The sequence below is a fragment of the Delftia sp. K82 genome (assembly GCF_002193035.1).
Lineage (GTDB): Bacteria > Pseudomonadota > Gammaproteobacteria > Burkholderiales > Burkholderiaceae_C > Comamonas > Comamonas acidovorans.
In genome coordinates this window covers 593,322-611,369 of record NZ_MYFL01000003.1, presented here as the reverse complement: position 1 = coordinate 611,369, position 18,048 = coordinate 593,322, and the positions used below count along the sequence as shown (strand labels likewise).

Genomic DNA, 18,048 nt, shown 5'->3' with positions numbered 1-18,048 from the left:
CGGCCACCTCCTGCCTCGGGCCACGCTTCGCACCGCCATCCAGGGACGCACATGCCATCCACGCTGCCCACCCTGGACTTTTTCTCCATGACCGCCGTCGTGGCCATCAACATGATGGCCATGTCGGCCGCCCTGCCGCTGGCCATGGGGCGTCGCGTCAGCGGTGCGGCGCGCCATGCGCAGCACTTCTTCCTGATGCAGGCCCTGGCCTGGACCCTCATCCTGATCGCCAGCCGCCTGCCCCAAGGCCTGATGGGACGTGACCTGCTGTCGCTGGGCGCGGCGGCGTTGGCCGCCACCGCCCAGTGGCAGATGGCGCGCGCCCTGCGTGAATGGCTGGGGCCGCGCCCGATGCTGCTGGAGCGCGGCCTGATCGCGCTGTGCGTGCTGGGGCCGCTGGGCTTTGCGCTGCTGCTGCCCCAGGCGGCCCTGCGCACCGGCTGGTTCAGCGCCGTCCATGGCCTGTGCCTGATGGCGCTGGCCGGCCTGTGCCTGGACCCACAGCGGCCCGTGGCGCGCAGCTGGCGCTACCTGATGTGCGGCGTGGCCGCCTTCATGGGGCTGATGCTGTTCGTGCGCAGCTACCTGGCCCTGGCCACGCCCTTCCTGCCCAGCTTCACCGCAGACAGCGGCGCCAACCAGATCTTCGCCCTGCTGACCACGCTGAGCAGCACGCTGCTCATGGTGGCCGTGCTCGTGGCCTGGCGCGACGAGACCAGCCAGCAACTGCGCGACCTGGCCTTGCAGGACATGCTCACCGGGCTGCCCAACCGCCGCGCCCTGCTGGAGCGCGCACCCGCCATGCTGGCCCATGCCCAGCGCCACCGCCAGGCCCTGGCCCTGGTGATGCTGGACCTGGACCACTTCAAGCATGTCAACGACGAGCACGGCCACGCCGTGGGCGACCAGACGCTGTGCCTGTTCGCCCGCCTGCTGCAGCAGCAGCTGCGCAGCGACGAAATCGCTGCGCGCTGGGGCGGCGAGGAGTTCTGCCTGCTGCTCTACACCACGGACGACGGCGTGGACACCCTGTGCACCCGCCTGCAGTCCGCGCTGCTGCAGGCCTCGCGCAAGGTGCTGGGCTTCGAAGTGCGCTTCAGCGCCGGCTGCGCCCACGCACCCCAGGCCTGGAACGGCCTGTGCCTGGAACTGATGCTGGCCCCCGCAGACGCCGCCCTCTACGCCGCCAAGCGCCGCGGGCGCGACTGCTGGACGCAGGTGCGGCTGAGCCCGGTGGCCGCGTCCGAGGAGCAGGGGCCGCAGCCGTCGGCCTCCATCCCGGAGCAGGCCATGGCGCACGGGCGCACGCCAGGCACCTAGAGGGCTCCCCCGCGGATCATGTCCACCGCCTTCTCCGCAATCATCACCGTGGGCGCATTGGTGTTGCCGCTGACGATACGCGGCATGACCGAGGCATCGACCACGCGCAGGCCCTTGATGCCGTAGACACGCAGCTGCGCATCGACCACGTCCATGGGCCCCGGCCCCATGCGGCAGCTGCCCACGGGGTGGTAGATGGTGTCGGCATGGCTGCGAATGAAGGCCTCGATGCCCGAATCATCCTGCGCGCCGGCCGAGGCCGGCATCTCGCGCCCGCCCAGGGCCGCCAGCGCCGGCTGGGCCAGGATCTCGTGGGCGCGGCGCACGCCGTTCACCATGCGCCGCAGGTCCTGCGCGTCGGAGAAAAAGGCCGGGTCCACCAGCGGCAGGGCCAGCGGGTCGGCGCTGGCCAGGCGCAGGCTGCCGCGGCTGGCCGGCTGCAGCACGCAGACATGCAGCGAATAGCCATGGCCCCAGACCGTCTTGCGCCCGTGGTCCACCAGCTTGGCGACGACGAAGTGCAGTTGCAGATCGGGCGCAGGCTCGCCAGGGCTGCTGCGGATGAAGCCGCCCGCCTCGGCAAAGTTGGTGGTCAGCATGCCGCGACGCTGGCTGCGCCATTGGCCCACGGCGGCCAGCAATCTGCGCGCACCGCCCAGTGACAGGCCGAAGCTGTCGGTCAGCTGTGCGCCATCGACCACCAGCACCACATCCGGGTGGTCATGCAGATGGGCGCCCACGCCGGGCAGATGGTGGACCACATCGATGCCCAGCGAGCGCAGGTGATCGCCCGGCCCCACGCCAGACAGCATCAGCAGCTGCGGCGACAGCAGTGCGCCGCCGCAAAGCAGCACCTCGCGCCGGCAGTGCAGTTGCTGCACCGTACCGCCCTGCAGGTACTCCACACCCACGGCGCGCCGGCCCTCGAACAGAATGCGCAGCACCTGGGCACCCGTTTCCACGCGCAGATTGGGCCTGGCACGGTGCGGCGCCAGATAGGCCTTGGCGACGTGGTGGCGCTCGCCGTTGCGCTGGGTGACCTGGTACAGGCCCACGCCCTCCTGCGCCTGGCCGTTGAAATCCGCGTTGTGCGCATGGCCGGCCTGCACGCCCGCCTGCACGAAGGCCCGGGACAGCGGGTTGGGATCGCGCAGGTCGGCCACGTTCAGCGGCCCGCCCGCGCCATGCCAGGCATCGGCGCCGCGCTCGTTGTGTTCGGCGCGCAGGAAATAGGGCAGCACCTCGCTCCAGCTCCAGCCCGGGTTGCCCTGGGCCGCCCAGTGGTCGTAGTCGGCCGGCTGGCCACGCACATAGACCATGGCGTTGACCGCGCTGGAGCCGCCCAGCACCTTGCCGCGCGGCTGGTGGCCACGCCGCCCGCCCAGGCCCGGCTGCGGCACGGTGGACAGGCCCCAGCTGTGGCGCCCGCCCTTGGCCATGGCGGCCATGCCCGCCGGACAGTGGATGAGCACGCTGGAGTCGGCCGGCCCGGCCTCCAGCAGCGCCACCTGCGTCTCGGCATCCTCGCTGAGCCGCCCGGCCAGCACCGAGCCCGCCGATCCCCCTCCGATCACGATGTAGTCCAGCATGTCTCCCCTCCCCTGCGGTGTAGCCATCCACTGTTGCAGTCGCCTGCGCGGCGCCGCAAGCCGGGGCAAACCCGGTGGATGCTCCGAATCCCGCTACGATCGCCGGATCGCATTCACGTTCGCATTCACTTTGTTCGTTTGAGGAGACTGACAGTCATGGCAATTCAAACCGTAGGCATCATCGGCGCAGGCACCATGGGCAACGGCATCGCGCAGGCCTGCGCGGTATCGGGCATCGACGTGGTCATGGTGGACATCTCTGAGGCCGCCGTCCAAAAGGGCGTGGCCACCGTCTCGGGCAGCCTGGACCGCCTGATCAAGAAGGAAAAGCTGACCGAGGCAGAGAAGACCGCCGCCCTGGCCCGCATCAAGACATCGACCGACTACGCGGCGCTCAAGGGCGCGCAACTGGTCATCGAGGCCGCCACCGAGAACTACGAGCTCAAGGTCAAGATCCTCAAGCAGCTGGACGCCCTGCTGGATGCCAACGTCATCGTCGCCACCAACACCTCGTCCATCTCCATCACCCAGCTGGCCGCCGTGACGGGCCGTGCCGACAAGTTCATCGGCATGCACTTCTTCAACCCCGTGCCCATGATGGCGCTGGTGGAGATCATCGTCGGCCTGCAGACCAGCGATGAGACGCACGCCACGGTCAAGGAACTGTCCGAGCGCCTGGGCAAGAGCCCCATCACCGTGAAGAACGCCCCCGGCTTCGTGGTCAACCGCATCCTGGTGCCCATGATCAACGAGGCCTTCTTCGTGCTGGCCGAAGGCCTGGCATCGGCCGAGGACATCGACGCCGGCATGAAGCTGGGCTGCAACCAGCCCATCGGCCCGCTGGCCCTGGCCGACATGATCGGCCTGGACGTGTGCCTGGCCGTGATGGAGGTCTACCTCAAGGAATTCGGCGACAGCAAGTACCGCGCCTGCCCCCTGCTCAAGGAAATGGTGGCCGCCGGCCGCCTGGGCCGCAAGACGGGCCGCGGCGTGTACAGCTACTGATACACGGCCTTTGCCTGCCGGCCCGCACGGGCCGGCCGTCTTCTGCGCGACTGCGCCCTCCAGCGGCCTGCTCTAAGGTCCATGCGCAGGAGACAACCATGGACATCAACACCCCCACCCCGCCGCCCGAAGGCTGCATCAGCTGCGAAGTGCGCGGCCATGTGCTGCTGATCGGGATCAACCGCCCCGCCAAGCGCAACGGCTGGACGCCACCCATGTTCCAGCAGCTGGCCGAGGCCTATACGCGCCTGGACGACGATCCCGAGTTGCGCGTGGGCGTGCTGCATGCGTTTGGCAGCCATTTCACGGCGGGGCTGGATCTGCCGGTGATGGCGGAGTACCTGCGCTCGGGCAGGAAGGCCATCCCGCAAGGCCTGGTGGAGCCGCACGACTATGGCCTGGTCGGCTACCGGCGACGCGCCAAGCCCATGGTGGTGGCGGTCAAGGGCATTTGCTTCACGGTGGGCATCGAGCTGATGCTGGGCGCCGACATCGTGGTCGCGGCCGATGACTGCCGCTTTTCCCAACTGGAGGTGCAGCGCTGCATCATGCCCACGGGCGGCGCCACGCTGCGCATGGCCGAGCGTGCGGGCGTGGGCAATGCCATGCTGCACCTGCTCACGGCCGATGAGTTCGACAGCGCCGAGGCCTATCGCCTGAACTTCGTGCAGAAGGTGGTGCCGGCCGGCCAGGAACTGGCCGAAGCCCTGCGCATTGCCGAGCGGATTGCCGCCCAGGCCCCGCAGGCCGTGGTGGCCACGCGGCTCAATGTGCTCAAGGCCATCGAGCTGGGCCAGGCCGCCGCCGTGGCCGACTTCATTCCCGTGCAGCAGCGCCTGGCCAGCAGCGAGGATGCCGCCGAAGGCGTGCGCTCCTTCATCGAGAAACGCCCCGCGCGCTTCACGGGCCGGTAGGCCTTTCTCGCCCTCCCGATCTTCCCCCTCCGATCTGGAGGGATTTCCTCAATTAAGTTGCGTGCAATTTAATTGACAGCAATAATTCAGCCCATGCCACGCAACGCCCTGCCCACCGACACCCCAGAGCTTCTGCGCCTGGACAACCAAGTCTGCTTTGCGCTGTACTCGGCGTCGCTGGCCATGACCAAGCTCTACAAGCCCCTGCTCGACGGCATCGGCCTGACCTATCCGCAGTACCTGGTGATGCTGGTGCTGTGGGAGCGCGACGGCCTGACCGTGTCGGAGGTCGGCGAGCAGCTGACCCTGGATTCGGGCACGCTGACGCCGCTGCTCAAGCGGCTCGAAGGCGCGAACCTGCTGGAGCGGGTGCGCGATGCGCAGGACGAGCGCCGCGTGCGCATCACGCTCACCGCGCAAGGCCGGGCACTGCGCGATGCGGCTGAAAAGATTCCCGCCTGCGTGCTGCAAAGCACGCAGTGCACGCTGCCCGAGTTGCAGGCGCTGACGCAGCAACTCGGCGCACTGCGCGAGCGGCTGGCGCCGCGCCGCAGCGACTGACAACGGATTGCCGATTTCCTCCACCCGTCCGCACAGCCGGACAACTTTGCAAAAGGAAGACACCATGGCCCAGCTCGAAAAAGTCCTGTACACCGCACGTGCCCACACCACCGGCGGCCGCGACGGCGCCTCGCGCACCGATGACGGACGCCTGGACGTGACACTTTCCTCGCCAGGCACCAGCGGCACGGGCACCAATCCCGAACAACTGTTCGCCGCAGGCTACTCGGCCTGCTTCATCGGCGCCATCAAGGCCGTGGCCGGCAAGCAGAAGATCAGCCTGCCGCAGGACCTGTCCATCGACGCCGAAGTGGACCTGGGCACCATCCCCAACGCCTACGGCATCGCTGCCCGCCTGAAGGTCAGCCTGCCCGGCATGGACAAGGCCGCCGCCCAGGCCCTGGTGGACGCAGCCCACCAGGTCTGCCCCTACTCCAACGCCACGCGCGGCAACATCGACGTGCAGATCACCCTGGTCTGATCAGGCCCAGCCCGGCCGCTCCCGCCATTGCAGCATGCGACCCCGGAGGTCGTAGCGTGCATGGCAGGTCAACGGGCCGTGCAAGGCGTCGGCTGCATAGCTGACCAGCGCGATCTCGCCCACGGCGGCCTGCCAGTGCTCCAGCACCGGCAGGCCGCTTATCCATTGCAGCACCTGGACGCGTGGCCAGGCGGCGTTCCAGGCGCCCAGCGTCACATGGGGCACGTAGGGGCGCAGTGCCTCGGTCAGCGCCAGTTCGGGTCTTGCCGGCCTGAGTGCACCATGCAGCATGCCCAGCGTGGGCCCGCCCTGGCTGCGGTCGCGCACCTGCAGATAGGGCGCCATCTCGAAACTGCCCCAGCCGCCGAATTCCAGTTGCAGCGGTGCGGCCGGCAGGTCCTGCAGCGCGTGCAAGTCGCGCGATAGTTCCGCCGCGCCGTAGGCGTCCGGCAGGGCCGCATCGCCATCCAGAAAGCCGGCCGTGGCCAGGGTCACATGCAGCTGCCGCTCGTACCGAGGAACCAGCGCAGCGGCCAGGGCCTGGCGCGCCTGCGCACAGGCGCGGCGCACGGCTTCGCCCTCGGCAGGGCCCAGCGCATGGAGCTCCAGCACCCAGACCGCATAGCGGCGCCGACCCAGGTGCCAGCCGCTCCAGTCGTCGGATGCGCCTGCTGCACTGGAGCTGGCGCTGGCGTTGGCGCTCGCTATGGCATGGGATTGCAGGAAATGGGGCAGCAGCGGCACGGCGGGCGAATCGGCGAAGGCTAGGCAGCCGCACAGCTTAAGCCAGCCCGGCGACAATCGGCCCATGTCCGCCACACCGCACGATCCTGATCTGAATGTCGTCCCCGACGACAACTCGCACGCCTATGCCCGCCTCACGCCCGACGTGGTGCTCGACGCCCTGGCCTCGGTCGGCCTGTGGGGCGACGGCCGGCTCACGGCCCTGGCCTCCTACGAAAACCGCGTCTACCAGGCCGTACTGGAAGACGGCGATCGCGTCGTGCTCAAGTTCTACCGCCCGGGCCGCTGGAGCCGCGATCAGATCCTGGAGGAGCACGCCTTCAGCGCCGAGCTGACGGCCGCCGAAGTGCCCGCCGTGCCCCCGCTGGTGCTGGAAGGCGCCACGCTGCACAGCCACGCGGGCTTTGATTTCTCGGTCAGCCCCTGGCGCGGAGGCCGTCCGCCCGAGCTGGACGACTTCGAGGTGCTGGAGTGGACCGGGCGCTTCCTGGCCCGCATCCATACCGTGGGCGCGGCCCGGCCCTTTGCGCACCGGCCCGCGCTGGATCTGGCCACCTTCGGCTACGACTCCATGCAATGGCTGCTGGACCGGCAAATGATTCCGCTGGAGGTGGAATCCACCTGGAAGGCCGCCTGCCAGCGCGCCCTGGAGCTGATGGCACCCGCTGCCGACGGCCTGAGCGCTGCAGGCCACTTCGGCCTGCACAGCGCGCGCACGCTGCGCCTGCATGGCGACTGCCATCCCGGCAACGTGCTGTGGACGCCGCTGGACGACGAAGGCCGCGGCGGCCCGCATTTCGTGGACCTGGACGATGCGCGCACCGGCCCGGCCGTGCAGGACCTGTGGATGCTGCTGTCGGGCGACCGGGGCCAGCGCACGCGCCAGCTGGGCGCCCTGCTGGATGGGTACGAACAGTTCCGGCCCTTCGACCGCCGCGAGCTGGCCCTGATCGAGCCGCTGCGCACGCTGCGCCTCATCCACTACAGCGCCTGGCTGGCGCGGCGCCAGGACGACCCGATCTTTGCCATCAACTTCCCCTGGTTCGGCACGCCCGACTACTGGCGCGGGCAGGTGGACATGCTCAACGAGCAGATCGAGGCCATGCAGGAAGAGCCTCTATACGCCTGAGGCCACCGGGCTGCCTGCCTCCCGAAGACAGATATCTTTACAAATTGTCCAGGCCCGCGGCGCCCTATCCAGGGCTGCGGGTTCCGGGGTATTCTCGGCCCGAAATCCCATCGGCCATGCCCTACTCCGCCTTCCCACCATCGCTGCCCGACCCGCTACAGCCCTTGCCTGCCGCGCAAAAGGTGCTGGTGGTGGACGACGTTCCAGACAACGCCACCATCATCTGCCAGGTGATCAAGGATCTGTGCGGCCCGCTTGTGGCCTACACCGGCGAGGACGCGCTGACCCTGGCCCGCCAGTACCTGCCCGACCTCATCCTGCTGGACATCCGCATGCCCGGGATGGATGGCTTCGAGGTCTGCCGCCGCCTCAAGGCCGACCTGCAGACCGCGCATATACCCATCATCTTCCTCACCGCGCTGACAGAGCCCCATTGCGAGGAACTGGGACTGAACCTGGGCGCCGTGGATTTCGTGACCAAGCCCTTTCGCCCGGCCGTGCTCAAGGCACGCGTGCGCACGCATCTGGAGATTGCGCAGCAGCGCCAGATGCTGCAACTGCTGTCGCACAGCGACGGGCTGACGGGCGTGGCCAACCGGCGTTTCTTCAGTGCCCAGCTGGAGCGCGAGTTCATGCGCCTGCAGCGCCTGGGCGAGCCGCTGTCGCTGGTGATGATCGACGTGGACCACTTCAAGGCCTACAACGACCACTACGGCCATCTGGTCGGCGATGAATGCCTGAGCCAGATGTCCCAGGCCATTCAGGGCGCACTGCACCGGCCGGGCGACCTGCTGGCGCGCTATGGGGGCGAGGAATTCGTCTGCCTGCTGCCCCATACGGCGCTGGATGGCGCGGTGCTGGTGGCGCAGGGCATCGTCGATGCGCTCAGGCTGCTGGACCTGCCCCATGCCGCCTCGCCCCTGGGCCAGGCGCTGACCGTGAGCCTGGGCGTGGCCTGCATTGCGCCTTCGTCCACCAACAGTGCCCAGCAACTGCTGGCGGATGCCGATCGGCGCCTTTATCTCGCAAAAAACGCTGGTCGCGACCGCATCGTCTGGGCTGGGTGACAGGAAACACCCCCTGAGGCGCTACGCGCCGTTCCCCTCTCTCGCACCTCAGCAACGTCCATCGACGCGGCAGGTTGGCACGACCTGACCGCTGGCATCACGCCATTGCACCTGGCCGGCTGGGGTCTGAGGCGGGGCTGCAGGCGCTGGCTCCTGGGCCGGTTGAACGTTGGAGCGCTGCGGATCGTGCAGCACGGTGGATGAGCCCACGCCCACGCCGACCCGCGCGCCGCCCACACCCGTGGAGGCTCCCACGCCTGCGCTGCCCAGCACCTGGCCGCTCTGGTTGACGCCGACGCCAACGCCGACCGGGCCCACGCCCGTGCCGACTCCGGCACTCAGCCCGCCGCTGCCCAGCCCCACGCCCACCGACACGGGGCCGACCGGAATTCCGATGCCCACACCGCCGCCCACCGAGCCGCAGCCGGCCAGCAGCAGCGCGCAGGCGCCAAGCGCGGTCCACGCTGCCTTGCGGGATGGCTGGGAGGTCATGAAAGCGGAGGATGGAACTGGCATGCCGGACTCTCTGGACAAGGGAAAACACAGGGACGGCCACAGGGTACACCCGCCCGCCCGGCGCACGTTGCCAGCGGTATGCCCGGGTCCATGCCAGGGGCTCGGAGGCAGCGAAACACTCAGGACACGCGGGTTTCTTAGAATTCACCCATTGGCCTGCGGGTCATTCCAGATTCCATGCGCTCCCGGACAGTGCCGTGGCGCCCCGGTGGCGCCAGGCCTGCGCGGCGCCGCTTTCCCCTTCGCTTTCTTCGCGCTCCCTTTTCGCTCCCTTTTCTATGCAAACCCGTTGGCCACCCTATGCGTGGGTGTGTTTTTCCATGTGCGTGGGTGTCATGGGCACGGCCCTGGCCAGCCCGCTGTACCCGCTGTACCAGCAGGCCTGGGGGCTGCAGCCCAGCCACATCACGCAGATCTTCGTGGCCTATATGTTCGGCGCGCTGGCCAGCCTGCTGTTCCTGGGCCGGCTGACCGACCGTTTCGGCTTTGTCACCGTGCTGCGCGCCGGGCTGATCCTGATGACGCTGGGCGTGCTGGCCTCCGCCGTGGCCTGGAACGTGCCCAGCTTTGCGCTGGGGCGCGTGGTGATCGGCGTGGCTTCGGGGCTGATCACCACCTCGGCCTCGGTAGGCATGACCCGGCTCAACAACCGGGGCGACCTGCAGCGCGCCGCGGCCACCACCAGCCTGACCATTGCCTTCGGTTTCGGGCTGGGCCCCGTGGTGGGCGGGCTTATCGCGCAGTGGCTGCCCTGGCCGCTGGTCACGGCCTACATTCCCTCGCTGGGGCTGGGGCTGCTGGCCGTCTATGCGCTGTACCAGGTGCGCATTGCCGAGCCGGCCGAGCTGGCATCCACCCAGGCACGCGCGCTGCACTGGCGCGATTTCATGCCCACCATCACGCTGCCGGAGCGCCGCTTTGCGCGCCACTACGCACTGGGCGGCATGTGCGCGTTCTGCGCATTCGGCATGTTCAGCCTGTTCGCATCGCTGGCGCCCAGCTTCATGCAGCGCATGGTGCCCTGGCACGGACCGGCTGTCTCGGGCCTGTCCATCGGCGTGATCCTGTTCCTCTCGGCGGGCTTCCAGTACCTGGCGCGCCCGCGCCCGACCAAGGGCTCGGCCATTGTGGGCTTTGCCTGCCTGGTGGCCTGCAACCTCCTGCTGCTGGTCAACAGCTTCGCGGGCTCGGCCCTGCTGTTCGCGCTCAGCGTGATCACCACGGCGGCGGGCCACGGCCTGTGCAACCTGGCGGGCATGTCCATCGTCAACAAGGTCTCCACCCCGGCCACGCGCACGGGCCTGCTGTCCACGTACCTGGTGGTCGGCTACCTGGGCACCATCGTGCCCATCCTGGGCCTGGGCTGGCTCTCGGACCATATCGGCATCACCCAGGCCCTGGTCGCCTACTGCATCGTCATGGGCGCGCTGGCCGGCTGGCTGTGCTGGATGTGCACGCGCACGCCCACGCTGCCCATGCCCAAGCACTAGTTCCGCCAAGGGCGCATGCCTGTTCAGCGAAAGTGCGGTCCCGGCCCGTCTTCGGCCAGGCAATCGCCGTCATTGCGCAGCGGGCAGACCTTGAGGGACAGGCAGCCGCAGCCAATGCAGCCGTCGATCTGGTCGCGCAGCTGGGTCAGGCCCTGGATGCGCGCATCCAGCGCATGGCGCCAGCGTGCGGACAGCGCGGCCCAGTCAGCCTGCGTGGGCGTGCGGCCGCTGGGCAGGTCCTGCAGCGCCTCGGCAATCTCGGCCAGCGGCACGCCCATGCGCTGGGCCACCCTGATGACCGCCACGCGCCGTAGCACGGCACGCGCATAGCGGCGCTGGTTGCCGGGCGTGCGCAGGCTCTCGATCAGCCCCTGGCGCTCGTAGAAATGCAGGGCCGAGACGGTGATGCCGCTGCGCCGGGCGACTTCGCCCACGGAGAGGATGGCCGGCCCGTCATGGTCGGACGCGGTGACACCGGCAGAAGACAGATTCATGGCAGCAGGAAAATAGGCGCAGGAAAAATAGGTCCAAGCAGGCCTGCATTTGACCTCAACTTTGGTTGAGGTTTCACACTGGCAAGCCTCGCCGCCCGGTCCGGCCCACTCTCAGACTCCAAGCCATACATGCCACACGACGCACTTGCCACCTCCTCGGCACAGCCCGCAGCTTCCACGGCCCCGCAACTGCACCATCTGCAGCCCGCCGGCCTCTACGACGCCACGCCCAACGGCTACACCCATGTGGTCACCGTGCACGGGCCGGCGCAATGGGCCTTCGTCTCGGGCCAGGGCGGCGAGAACCAGGCGGGCGACTTGCCCGACAGCTTCGCGGCCCAGGCGCAGCAGGCGCTGTCCAACCTCAAGCTGGCGCTGCAAGCGGCGGGCGCGGACATGGGCCAGGTGGTCAAGCTGACCCTGCTCATCGTTGACCACTCGGAGGCCCGCTTCAACGACTGGCAGGCCGCCGTGCGCCTGCATTGGAGCGACGGCGCCCCCCGGCGATGGCGCCCCCAGCAATACCCTGCCGCGCTTTCCGGCCTGCACCCTGATCCCCGTGCCCCGGCTGGCCCTGCCCGGCATGCTGATCGAGGTCGATGCCGTGGCCGCACTGCCCGCCCACGCCCAGCCCGCACGGCCGCCGCTGTGGGTCTGAGCCATCCGTTTGCCACCCATAAGCAGATAACACAGGCATTCGTCAGATGAACAGATCCTCCCCGGCCCCCGCCCTGCCCTCGCCGCCCATGCAGGCCACCGCCACGCCCGTGCTGCCCCAGAGCACCCTGCTGCTCATGGCCACGGCCTGCGGCCTGTGCGCGGGCGCCAATTACTTCAACCAGCCGCTGCTGCACTCCATCGCCATCGACCTGGGCATCAGCGAGGCGCGTGCCTCGCTGACGGTGACCATGGCCCAGGTCTCCTATGCGCTGGGACTGCTGCTGCTCGTGCCGCTGGGCGACATGCTGGAACGCCGCCGCCTGGTGCTGGGCCTGATGCTGCTGGCCGCGCTGGGCATGCTGGCCAGCGGCATGGCGCACAGCTTTGCGCTGCTGGCGGCGGGCACGCTGATGACGGGGCTGTTCTCGGTCGCGGCCCAGGTGCTGGTGCCCATGGCGGCCAGCTTTGCGGCGCCCGGCGCCAGCGGGCGCGCCGTGGGGCTGGTCATGAGCGGGCTGCTGATCGGCATCCTGGCGGCCCGCAGCGTGGCGGGCCTGTTGTCGGAGCTGGGCGGCTGGAATGCCGTCTACTGGGTGGGCGCCCTGGCCACAGCCGGCGTTGCCCTGCTGCTGCGGCGCGCGCTGCCCCTGGCGCAGCCGGCCCAGCCCATAGGCTATGGCGCGGTGATGCGCTCCCTGCTCACGCTGGCGCGCGAGCAGCCGCGCCTGCGCAGCCGGGCGCTGATCGGCGGCATGGGCTTTGCCACGGTGAGCGTGCTGTTCTCGACCATGGCACTGCTGCTGGCCGGGCCGGGCTACGGGTTTGGCGATGCGCAGATCGGCCTCATCGGCCTGGTCGGCGTGGCCGGCGCCCTCATGGCCAACATGGCCGGCCGGCTGGCCGACCGGGGGCTGGAGCAGCGCACCACGTTGGCCGGCGGCCTGCTGATGCTGGCGGGCTGGGGGGCGCTGTGGCTGGGCGGCACCAGCCTGTGGTGGTTCCTGGCGGGGCTGCTCATCGTCGATGCCGCGCTGCAGGCCCTGCACATCAGCAACCAGAACGTGATCTACGCGCTGGCACCCTTGGCGCGCTCGCGCATCAATGCGGTCTATATGACGGGCTATTTCATCGGCGCCTCGGCAGGCTCGGCCGTGGGCTCGGCGGTCTGGCTGCACTGGGGATGGACAGGTGCCAGCGTGGCGGGCCTGATTCTGAGCCTGGCCACGCTGGCCGTCGTGGCCTGGGACAGGTCCCTCGCGCGCCAGGCACACCAGACTGGCCAAGCAGGCCAGGCAGATCGACAACAGGGCCGCGCGTAAGAAAGAGCACCAGCCTGCGGCACGCTGCGCAAGAATGCACTGCAAACGTGCCGTCTTGCGCGCCTTGCCATGCAGGAAACGCACCAATCCGATGCGCCAGCGCACCAACATGGCGCAACCGCCACTGCACCGGATTGGCACGCTAAATGCATGACAAAGGCCGTTACAACCACCACGCCCTGTACCGCCCGTCACGCCCATGTCCGCAGCGCTACCGATCACCGCCGTGCCCGCTTGCGCCTCGGGCTGGCAGGCCATGCTGGACCTGCGCTTCGGGCACCGCGCCGGTCAGGGCAGCGTGCTTTCCCACGCACGCCACAGCGGCCCGCTGCGCGTGCAAAAGCCGCTGCACCCTGAAGGCCCCGGCATCTGCCATGCCGTGCTGCTGCATCCGCCCGGCGGCGTGGCCGGCGGCGACCAGTTGCAGATCGATGTGACCGTGGAGCCCGGCGCCCACGCCCTGTTGACCACACCGGGCGCCACGCGCTGGTACAAGTCCCAGGGCCGCCCGGCCGCGCAGCGCGTGCGGCTGCGCGTGGAAGAAGGCGCCATCCTGGAATGGCTGCCACAGGAAAACATGCTGTTCGCCGGTGCCGACGCCACCATGGCGCTGGACCTGGATCTTGCGCCGGGCGCGCGCGCCATCGGCTGGGACGCCGTGGTGCTGGGCCGCTATGGCGCGGGCGAGCACTGGAACCACACCGGCGCCGCCCACTGCGCTGCCGCGCGCCTGCAGCTTCACAACCGGCTCGCATGCGGCGGACGGCCGCTGTGGCTGGAGCAAGGTGAACTGCACGCCGGCCATGCCCTGCTGTCCAGCCCCGTTGCCTGGGCCGGCTTCCCCATACAGGCCAGCCTCTGGGCCGTGGCCCCCGAACCCTTGGCGGCCATGGAGCCATTGAGCGAGCAACTGGCCGCCAGCCTGCCCTGGAGCGATGAAGTGCGCGCCGGCGCCAGCCTGCTGGCCGGCCAGGGCGGCGCGCCCTCGGTGCTGCTGCTGCGCGTGCTGGCCCGGCGCATGGAGGCGGCACGGGCCGTGCTGCATGAAGGCTGGCGCCTGCTGCGCCCGGCCCTGCTGGACCAACCAGCCCGCCCCCCGCGCCTGTGGGCGACCTGATCAACGGAGACTCATCGATGGAACTCACGCCCCGTGAAAAAGACAAGCTGCTGCTGTTCACCGCAGCCCTGGTGGCCGAGCGGCGCAAGGCGCGCGGCCTGAAGCTCAACTACCCCGAGGCCGTGGCGCTGATCAGCGCCGCCGTGCTGGAGTGGGCACGCGACGGCAGGACCGTGGCCGAGCTCATGCACCTGGGCACCACGGTGCTGACGCGCGCCGATGTGATGGAGGGCATTCCAGAAATGATCCCGGACATCCAGGTCGAAGCCACTTTCCCGGACGGCACCAAGCTGGTCACCGTTCACCATCCGATCGTTTGAGGAGATCCGCCATGTTCCATCCCCGCCTTCTGCTCGCCCCGGCCCTGCTGGCCGCCACCACGGCCGCCAGCGCCCATACGGGTGCAGGTGCGCACCTGCACGCCGGTGACGGCGCCATGCAGGCTCTGATGGCCGGGCTGTCCCACCCCATCGCGGGCCTGGACCATCTGCTGGCCATGCTGGCGCTGGGCCTGTGGTGCGGGCTGATGCTCCAGCGCCAGTGGCTGCCGCCCGTGGCCTTTGCCGCCTGCATGGCGCTGGGCCTGGCGCTGACGCAGACCCCGCTGGAGCTGCCGGCCGTTGAGCCCATGGTGGCCGCATCGCTGCTGGCCTTCGGCCTGCTGTTGGTGGCCCAGCGCCGCCTGCCCGTGGCCCTGGCCATGGTGCTGGCCGGCGCCTTCGCGCTGTTCCACGGATACGCGCATGGCGAGGTCTTCCCCCACGCGCTGCCCGCAGCCGTGTTCTGGGCCTACATGGCGGGCATGGTCGCCACCACGCTGGTGCTGCATGCGCTGGGCGTGGCCTTTGGCCGGGCCATGCGCGGCGGCACGGCATCGGCCTGGGCCGCACGCCTGGCCGGCGTGGCCGCCATGGGCTATGGCGCAGCAGCCCTGGCGGGCTGAACGCGGGAGCCGCACATGACCGAGCGCATCATCCCCGGCGAGCTGCTCGCCGAGCCCGGCGAGATCCTGCTGAACGCGGGCCGGCCCGTGCAGACCCTCACGGTCACCAACACCGGCGACCGGCCGGTGCAGGTGGGCTCGCACTTTCATTTCTTCGAAGTCAACGAGGCCCTGCACTTCGACCGCGCCGCCGCACGCGGCTGGCGGCTGAACATCGCGGCCGGCACGGCCGTGCGCTTCGAGCCGGGCCAGGAGCGCACGGTGGAACTGGTGGAAATCTCCGGCGACCGCATCATCTTCGGCTTCAATGCCAAGGTGATGGGGCCTCTCTGAAAGGGAACATTCATGGCAAGCATCACGCGCCAGGCCTATGCCGAGATGTTCGGCCCCACCGTGGGCGACCGCCTGCGGCTGGCCGACACGGCCCTGGTCATCGAGATCGAGAAGGACCACACGATCTACGGCGAAGAGGTCAAGTTCGGCGGCGGCAAGGTCATCCGCGACGGCATGGGCCAGAGCCAGCGCATGGCCGCCGACTGCGCCGACACCGTCATCACCAATGCCGTGATCATCGACCACTGGGGCATCGTCAAGGCCGACATCGCCATCAAGAACGGGCTGATCGCAGGCATAGGCAAGGCCGGCAACCCGGACATGCAGCCGGGCGTGACCATCGTCATCGGCCCCGGCACGGAAATCATTGCGGGTGAGGGCATGATCGTCACGGCCGGCGGCATCGACACGCACATCCACTTCATCTGCCCGCAGCAGATCGACGAGGCGCTGACCAGCGGCGTGACCACCATGATCGGCGGCGGCACGGGCCCGGCCACGGGCACCTTCGCCACCACGGTCACGCCCGGTCCCTGGCACATGGAGCGCATGCTGCAGGCCGTGGACGGCTACCCCATGAACATCGGCCTGCTGGGCAAGGGCAACGCCAGCCAGGCCGCGCCGTTGCGCGAGCAGATCGCGGCGGGCGCCATCGGCCTGAAGCTGCACGAGGACTGGGGATCGACGCCCGCCGCCATCGACTGCTGCCTGGGCGTGGCCGACGAGACCGACACCCAGGTCGCCATCCACACCGACACGCTCAACGAGGGCGGCTTCGTCGAGGCCACGGTGGCCGCCTTCAAGGGCCGCACCATCCACACCTACCACACCGAAGGCGCGGGCGGCGGCCACGCGCCCGACATCATCAAGGTCTGCGGCGAGGCCAACGTGCTGCCCTCGTCCACCAACCCCACGCGGCCCTACACGGTGAACACGCTGGACGAGCACCTGGACATGCTCATGGTCTGCCACCACCTGGACGCCTCCATTGCCGAGGACATCGCCTTCGCCGAAAGCCGCATCCGCCGCGAGACCATCGCCGCCGAGGACGTGCTGCACGACCTGGGCGCCTTCTCCATGATCTCCAGCGACAGCCAGGCCATGGGCCGCGTGGGCGAAGTGGTGCTGCGCACCTGGCAGACCGCGCACAAGATGAAGGTCCAGCGCGGCAGCCTGCCGGGCGACAACGCGCGCCACGACAACTTCCGCGTCAAGCGCTACGTTGCCAAGTACACCATCAACCCCGCACGCACGCATGGCATCGCCCATGTCGTGGGCTCGGTCGAGGTCGGCAAGCTGGCCGACCTGGTGCTGTGGCGGCCGGCGTTCTTCGGCGTCAAGCCCAGCCTCATCCTCAAGGGCGGCAGCATCGCCAGCGCCGCCATGGGCGACCCCAACGCCAGCATCCCCACGCCCCAGCCCGTGCACTACCGGCCCATGTTCGCGGGCCAGGGCAGCGGCGTGGCGGCGGCCAGCCTCACCTTCGTCTCGCAGGCCGCCCAGCAGGCCGGCGTGGCCGACCGCTACGGCCTGCGCAAGCGCACCGTGGCCGTGGAAAACTGCCGCAGCGTCAGCAAGCGCGACATGGTGCACAACGACTGGCAGCCCGACATCAGCGTCGACCCCGAGACCTACCAGGTCGTGGCCGACGGCCAGTTGCTGACCTGCGAGCCCGCCACCGAGCTGCCGATGGCGCAGCGGTATTTTCTTTTTTAAGGGGGAGCAATGGGGTCAGCGGGGCAAGGGCGCACTGTGCTCACGTATCCAGAGGGCGAACCCGGCCTCGTCCAGTTCGCCTGCGGCCAAGGCCACCATGGTCAGCACACAGGACTCGTCACCCGCCGTCAATTCCCAGCCATTGAGATGGAGAAACAGCTCGGTCGCCACAAAGGCTGTGCGTTTGTTGCCATCCACAAAGGGATGGTTGCGCGCGATGCCAAAGCCATAGCTGGCTGCCAGCTCGGCCGCATCAGGCGCCCCATAAGCGGCCAGATGGCGTGGCCTGGCCAGGGCAGATGCCAGCAACCCGGCATCACGCACGCCCGCCGGGCCACCATGCTCGGTCAGTTGCTCTTCGTGAACAGCCAGCATGACGGCCTCGCTGAGCCAGAACCAAACCTGCATGTTCCCGGTCATTTCGCCAGCTCACGCAAAACACCACGCCGCTTTTTCATGATCAGGCGCGCTGCATCCATCTGCTGCCCGAAGTCCTCGTCATACGGAGAAAGCTTGATGCCACCGTCGGCAACCTCGGTCAGATACACCGTGTCGCCTTTGCCCAGGTTCAGCTTCGCCAGAATCTCCTTGGGCAGGATCAAGCCCACGGAATTGCCGACCTGGGTGAGTTTGAGAGTGGTCATGATGGA

General features: G+C 69.1%; 20 protein-coding genes and 1 pseudogene. 15 read left to right on the top strand and 6 right to left on the bottom strand.

The features are described from left to right. Nucleotides 1–51: 51 nt before the first annotated feature. On the top strand, nt 52–1,320 hold the full coding sequence (locus tag KDK82_RS19655) for a GGDEF domain-containing protein (RefSeq protein WP_088165971.1): 1,269 nt from the start codon (nt 52–54) through the stop codon (nt 1,318–1,320). Here KDK82_RS19655 and KDK82_RS19650 read toward each other — a convergent pair. Further along, complete coding sequence (locus KDK82_RS19650; RefSeq protein WP_088165970.1) at nt 1,317–2,909, bottom strand: GMC family oxidoreductase; 1,593 nt, start codon at nt 2,907–2,909, stop codon at nt 1,317–1,319. The genes KDK82_RS19655 and KDK82_RS19650 overlap by 4 nt on opposite strands. 156 nt (nt 2,910–3,065) lie before the next feature. On the opposite strand from KDK82_RS19650, the gene KDK82_RS19645 reads away from it, so the two are divergent. The 4 genes from KDK82_RS19645 to KDK82_RS19630 all read left to right on the top strand — a co-directional run bounded on the left by KDK82_RS19645 (nt 3,066) and on the right by KDK82_RS19630 (nt 5,870). Then, nucleotides 3,066–3,914, top strand: a complete 849-nt coding sequence (locus tag KDK82_RS19645; RefSeq protein WP_088165969.1) for a 3-hydroxybutyryl-CoA dehydrogenase — start codon at nt 3,066–3,068, stop codon at nt 3,912–3,914. Between the two features lie 98 nt (nt 3,915–4,012). Then, complete coding sequence (locus tag KDK82_RS19640) at nt 4,013–4,828, top strand: crotonase/enoyl-CoA hydratase family protein (protein ID WP_012203128.1); 816 nt, start codon at nt 4,013–4,015, stop codon at nt 4,826–4,828. 93 nt (nt 4,829–4,921) lie between these two features. Beyond that, entirely contained in the window at nt 4,922–5,389 is a 468-nt protein-coding gene (locus KDK82_RS19635; RefSeq protein ID WP_088165968.1) for a MarR family winged helix-turn-helix transcriptional regulator, read from the top strand. Between the two features lie 64 nt (nt 5,390–5,453). Next, on the top strand, nt 5,454–5,870 hold the full coding sequence (locus tag KDK82_RS19630) for an organic hydroperoxide resistance protein (protein ID WP_012203126.1): 417 nt from the start codon (nt 5,454–5,456) through the stop codon (nt 5,868–5,870). Here KDK82_RS19630 and KDK82_RS19625 read toward each other — a convergent pair whose 3' ends face one another. Next, on the bottom strand, nt 5,871–6,680 hold the full coding sequence (locus KDK82_RS19625) for a 2'-5' RNA ligase family protein (protein WP_088165967.1): 810 nt from the start codon (nt 6,678–6,680) through the stop codon (nt 5,871–5,873). It abuts the gene before it with no gap. Between KDK82_RS19625 and KDK82_RS19620 the strand changes: the two genes are divergently transcribed. Together KDK82_RS19620 and KDK82_RS19615 are read left to right on the top strand one after the other, a co-directional pair. After that, entirely contained in the window at nt 6,679–7,743 is a 1,065-nt protein-coding gene (locus tag KDK82_RS19620; protein ID WP_088165966.1) for a serine/threonine protein kinase, read from the top strand. The two genes, KDK82_RS19625 and KDK82_RS19620, sit on opposite strands and share 2 nt — an antisense overlap. 116 nt (nt 7,744–7,859) lie before the next feature. Continuing rightward, on the top strand, nt 7,860–8,810 hold the full coding sequence (locus KDK82_RS19615) for a diguanylate cyclase (RefSeq protein ID WP_088165965.1): 951 nt from the start codon (nt 7,860–7,862) through the stop codon (nt 8,808–8,810). 48 nt (nt 8,811–8,858) lie between these two features. Here KDK82_RS19615 and KDK82_RS19610 read toward each other — a convergent pair whose 3' ends face one another. Beyond that, the gene (locus KDK82_RS19610; protein WP_071954279.1) at nt 8,859–9,326 is read right to left on the bottom strand and encodes a hypothetical protein; all 468 of its coding nucleotides are present in this window, start codon (nt 9,324–9,326) and stop codon (nt 8,859–8,861) included. Nucleotides 9,327–9,646: 320 nt separating this feature from the next. On the opposite strand from KDK82_RS19610, the gene KDK82_RS19605 reads away from it, so the two are divergent. Then, entirely contained in the window at nt 9,647–10,816 is a 1,170-nt protein-coding gene (locus KDK82_RS19605) for an MFS transporter (protein ID WP_088165964.1), read from the top strand. 23 nt (nt 10,817–10,839) lie between these two features. Here the strand turns inward: KDK82_RS19605 and soxR are convergent, their stop codons facing one another. Next, nucleotides 10,840–11,310, bottom strand: coding sequence for a redox-sensitive transcriptional activator SoxR (gene soxR / locus KDK82_RS19600; RefSeq protein ID WP_013804325.1), 471 nt, complete (start codon nt 11,308–11,310; stop codon nt 10,840–10,842). Nucleotides 11,311–11,439: 129 nt separating this feature from the next. On the opposite strand from soxR, the pseudogene KDK82_RS19595 reads away from it, so the two are divergent. The 7 genes and pseudogenes from KDK82_RS19595 (at nt 11,440) to ureC (ending at nt 17,398) form a co-directional block, all read left to right on the top strand. Next, nucleotides 11,440–11,968: pseudogene (locus KDK82_RS19595) on the top strand (RidA family protein). Between the two features lie 46 nt (nt 11,969–12,014). Beyond that, nucleotides 12,015–13,289, top strand: a complete 1,275-nt coding sequence (locus KDK82_RS19590) for an MFS transporter (protein ID WP_088165963.1) — start codon at nt 12,015–12,017, stop codon at nt 13,287–13,289. 199 nt (nt 13,290–13,488) lie between these two features. Further along, nucleotides 13,489–14,406 carry an urease accessory protein UreD gene (locus tag KDK82_RS19585; protein WP_088165962.1) on the top strand — a complete coding sequence of 306 codons (918 nt, stop codon included), beginning with the start codon at nt 13,489–13,491 and terminating at the stop codon, nt 14,404–14,406. A 17-nt stretch (nt 14,407–14,423) separates the two neighbouring features. Continuing rightward, nucleotides 14,424–14,726 carry an urease subunit gamma gene (locus tag KDK82_RS19580; protein WP_012203116.1) on the top strand — a complete coding sequence of 101 codons (303 nt, stop codon included), beginning with the start codon at nt 14,424–14,426 and terminating at the stop codon, nt 14,724–14,726. 11 nt (nt 14,727–14,737) lie between these two features. Continuing rightward, nucleotides 14,738–15,349, top strand: a complete 612-nt coding sequence (locus KDK82_RS19575) for a HupE/UreJ family protein (RefSeq protein ID WP_088165961.1) — start codon at nt 14,738–14,740, stop codon at nt 15,347–15,349. Nucleotides 15,350–15,376: 27 nt separating this feature from the next. Then, nucleotides 15,377–15,682, top strand: coding sequence for an urease subunit beta (locus tag KDK82_RS19570; RefSeq protein WP_179217966.1), 306 nt, complete (start codon nt 15,377–15,379; stop codon nt 15,680–15,682). A 12-nt stretch (nt 15,683–15,694) separates the two neighbouring features. Continuing rightward, nucleotides 15,695–17,398 carry an urease subunit alpha gene (gene ureC / locus KDK82_RS19565; RefSeq protein WP_012203113.1) on the top strand — a complete coding sequence of 568 codons (1,704 nt, stop codon included), beginning with the start codon at nt 15,695–15,697 and terminating at the stop codon, nt 17,396–17,398. A gap of 15 nt (nt 17,399–17,413) precedes the next feature. Here ureC and KDK82_RS19560 read toward each other — a convergent pair whose 3' ends face one another. Beyond that, nucleotides 17,414–17,818 (bottom strand): type II toxin-antitoxin system death-on-curing family toxin, encoded by a 405-nt coding sequence (locus tag KDK82_RS19560; RefSeq protein WP_088165960.1) that lies wholly within the window; start codon nt 17,816–17,818, stop codon nt 17,414–17,416. After that, a complete protein-coding gene (locus KDK82_RS19555) occupies nt 17,815–18,042 on the bottom strand; it encodes an AbrB/MazE/SpoVT family DNA-binding domain-containing protein (RefSeq protein WP_016446570.1) in 228 nt (75 codons plus the stop codon). Before KDK82_RS19555 ends, KDK82_RS19560 begins: the two co-directional genes overlap by 4 nt. Nucleotides 18,043–18,048 lie beyond the last annotated feature (6 nt).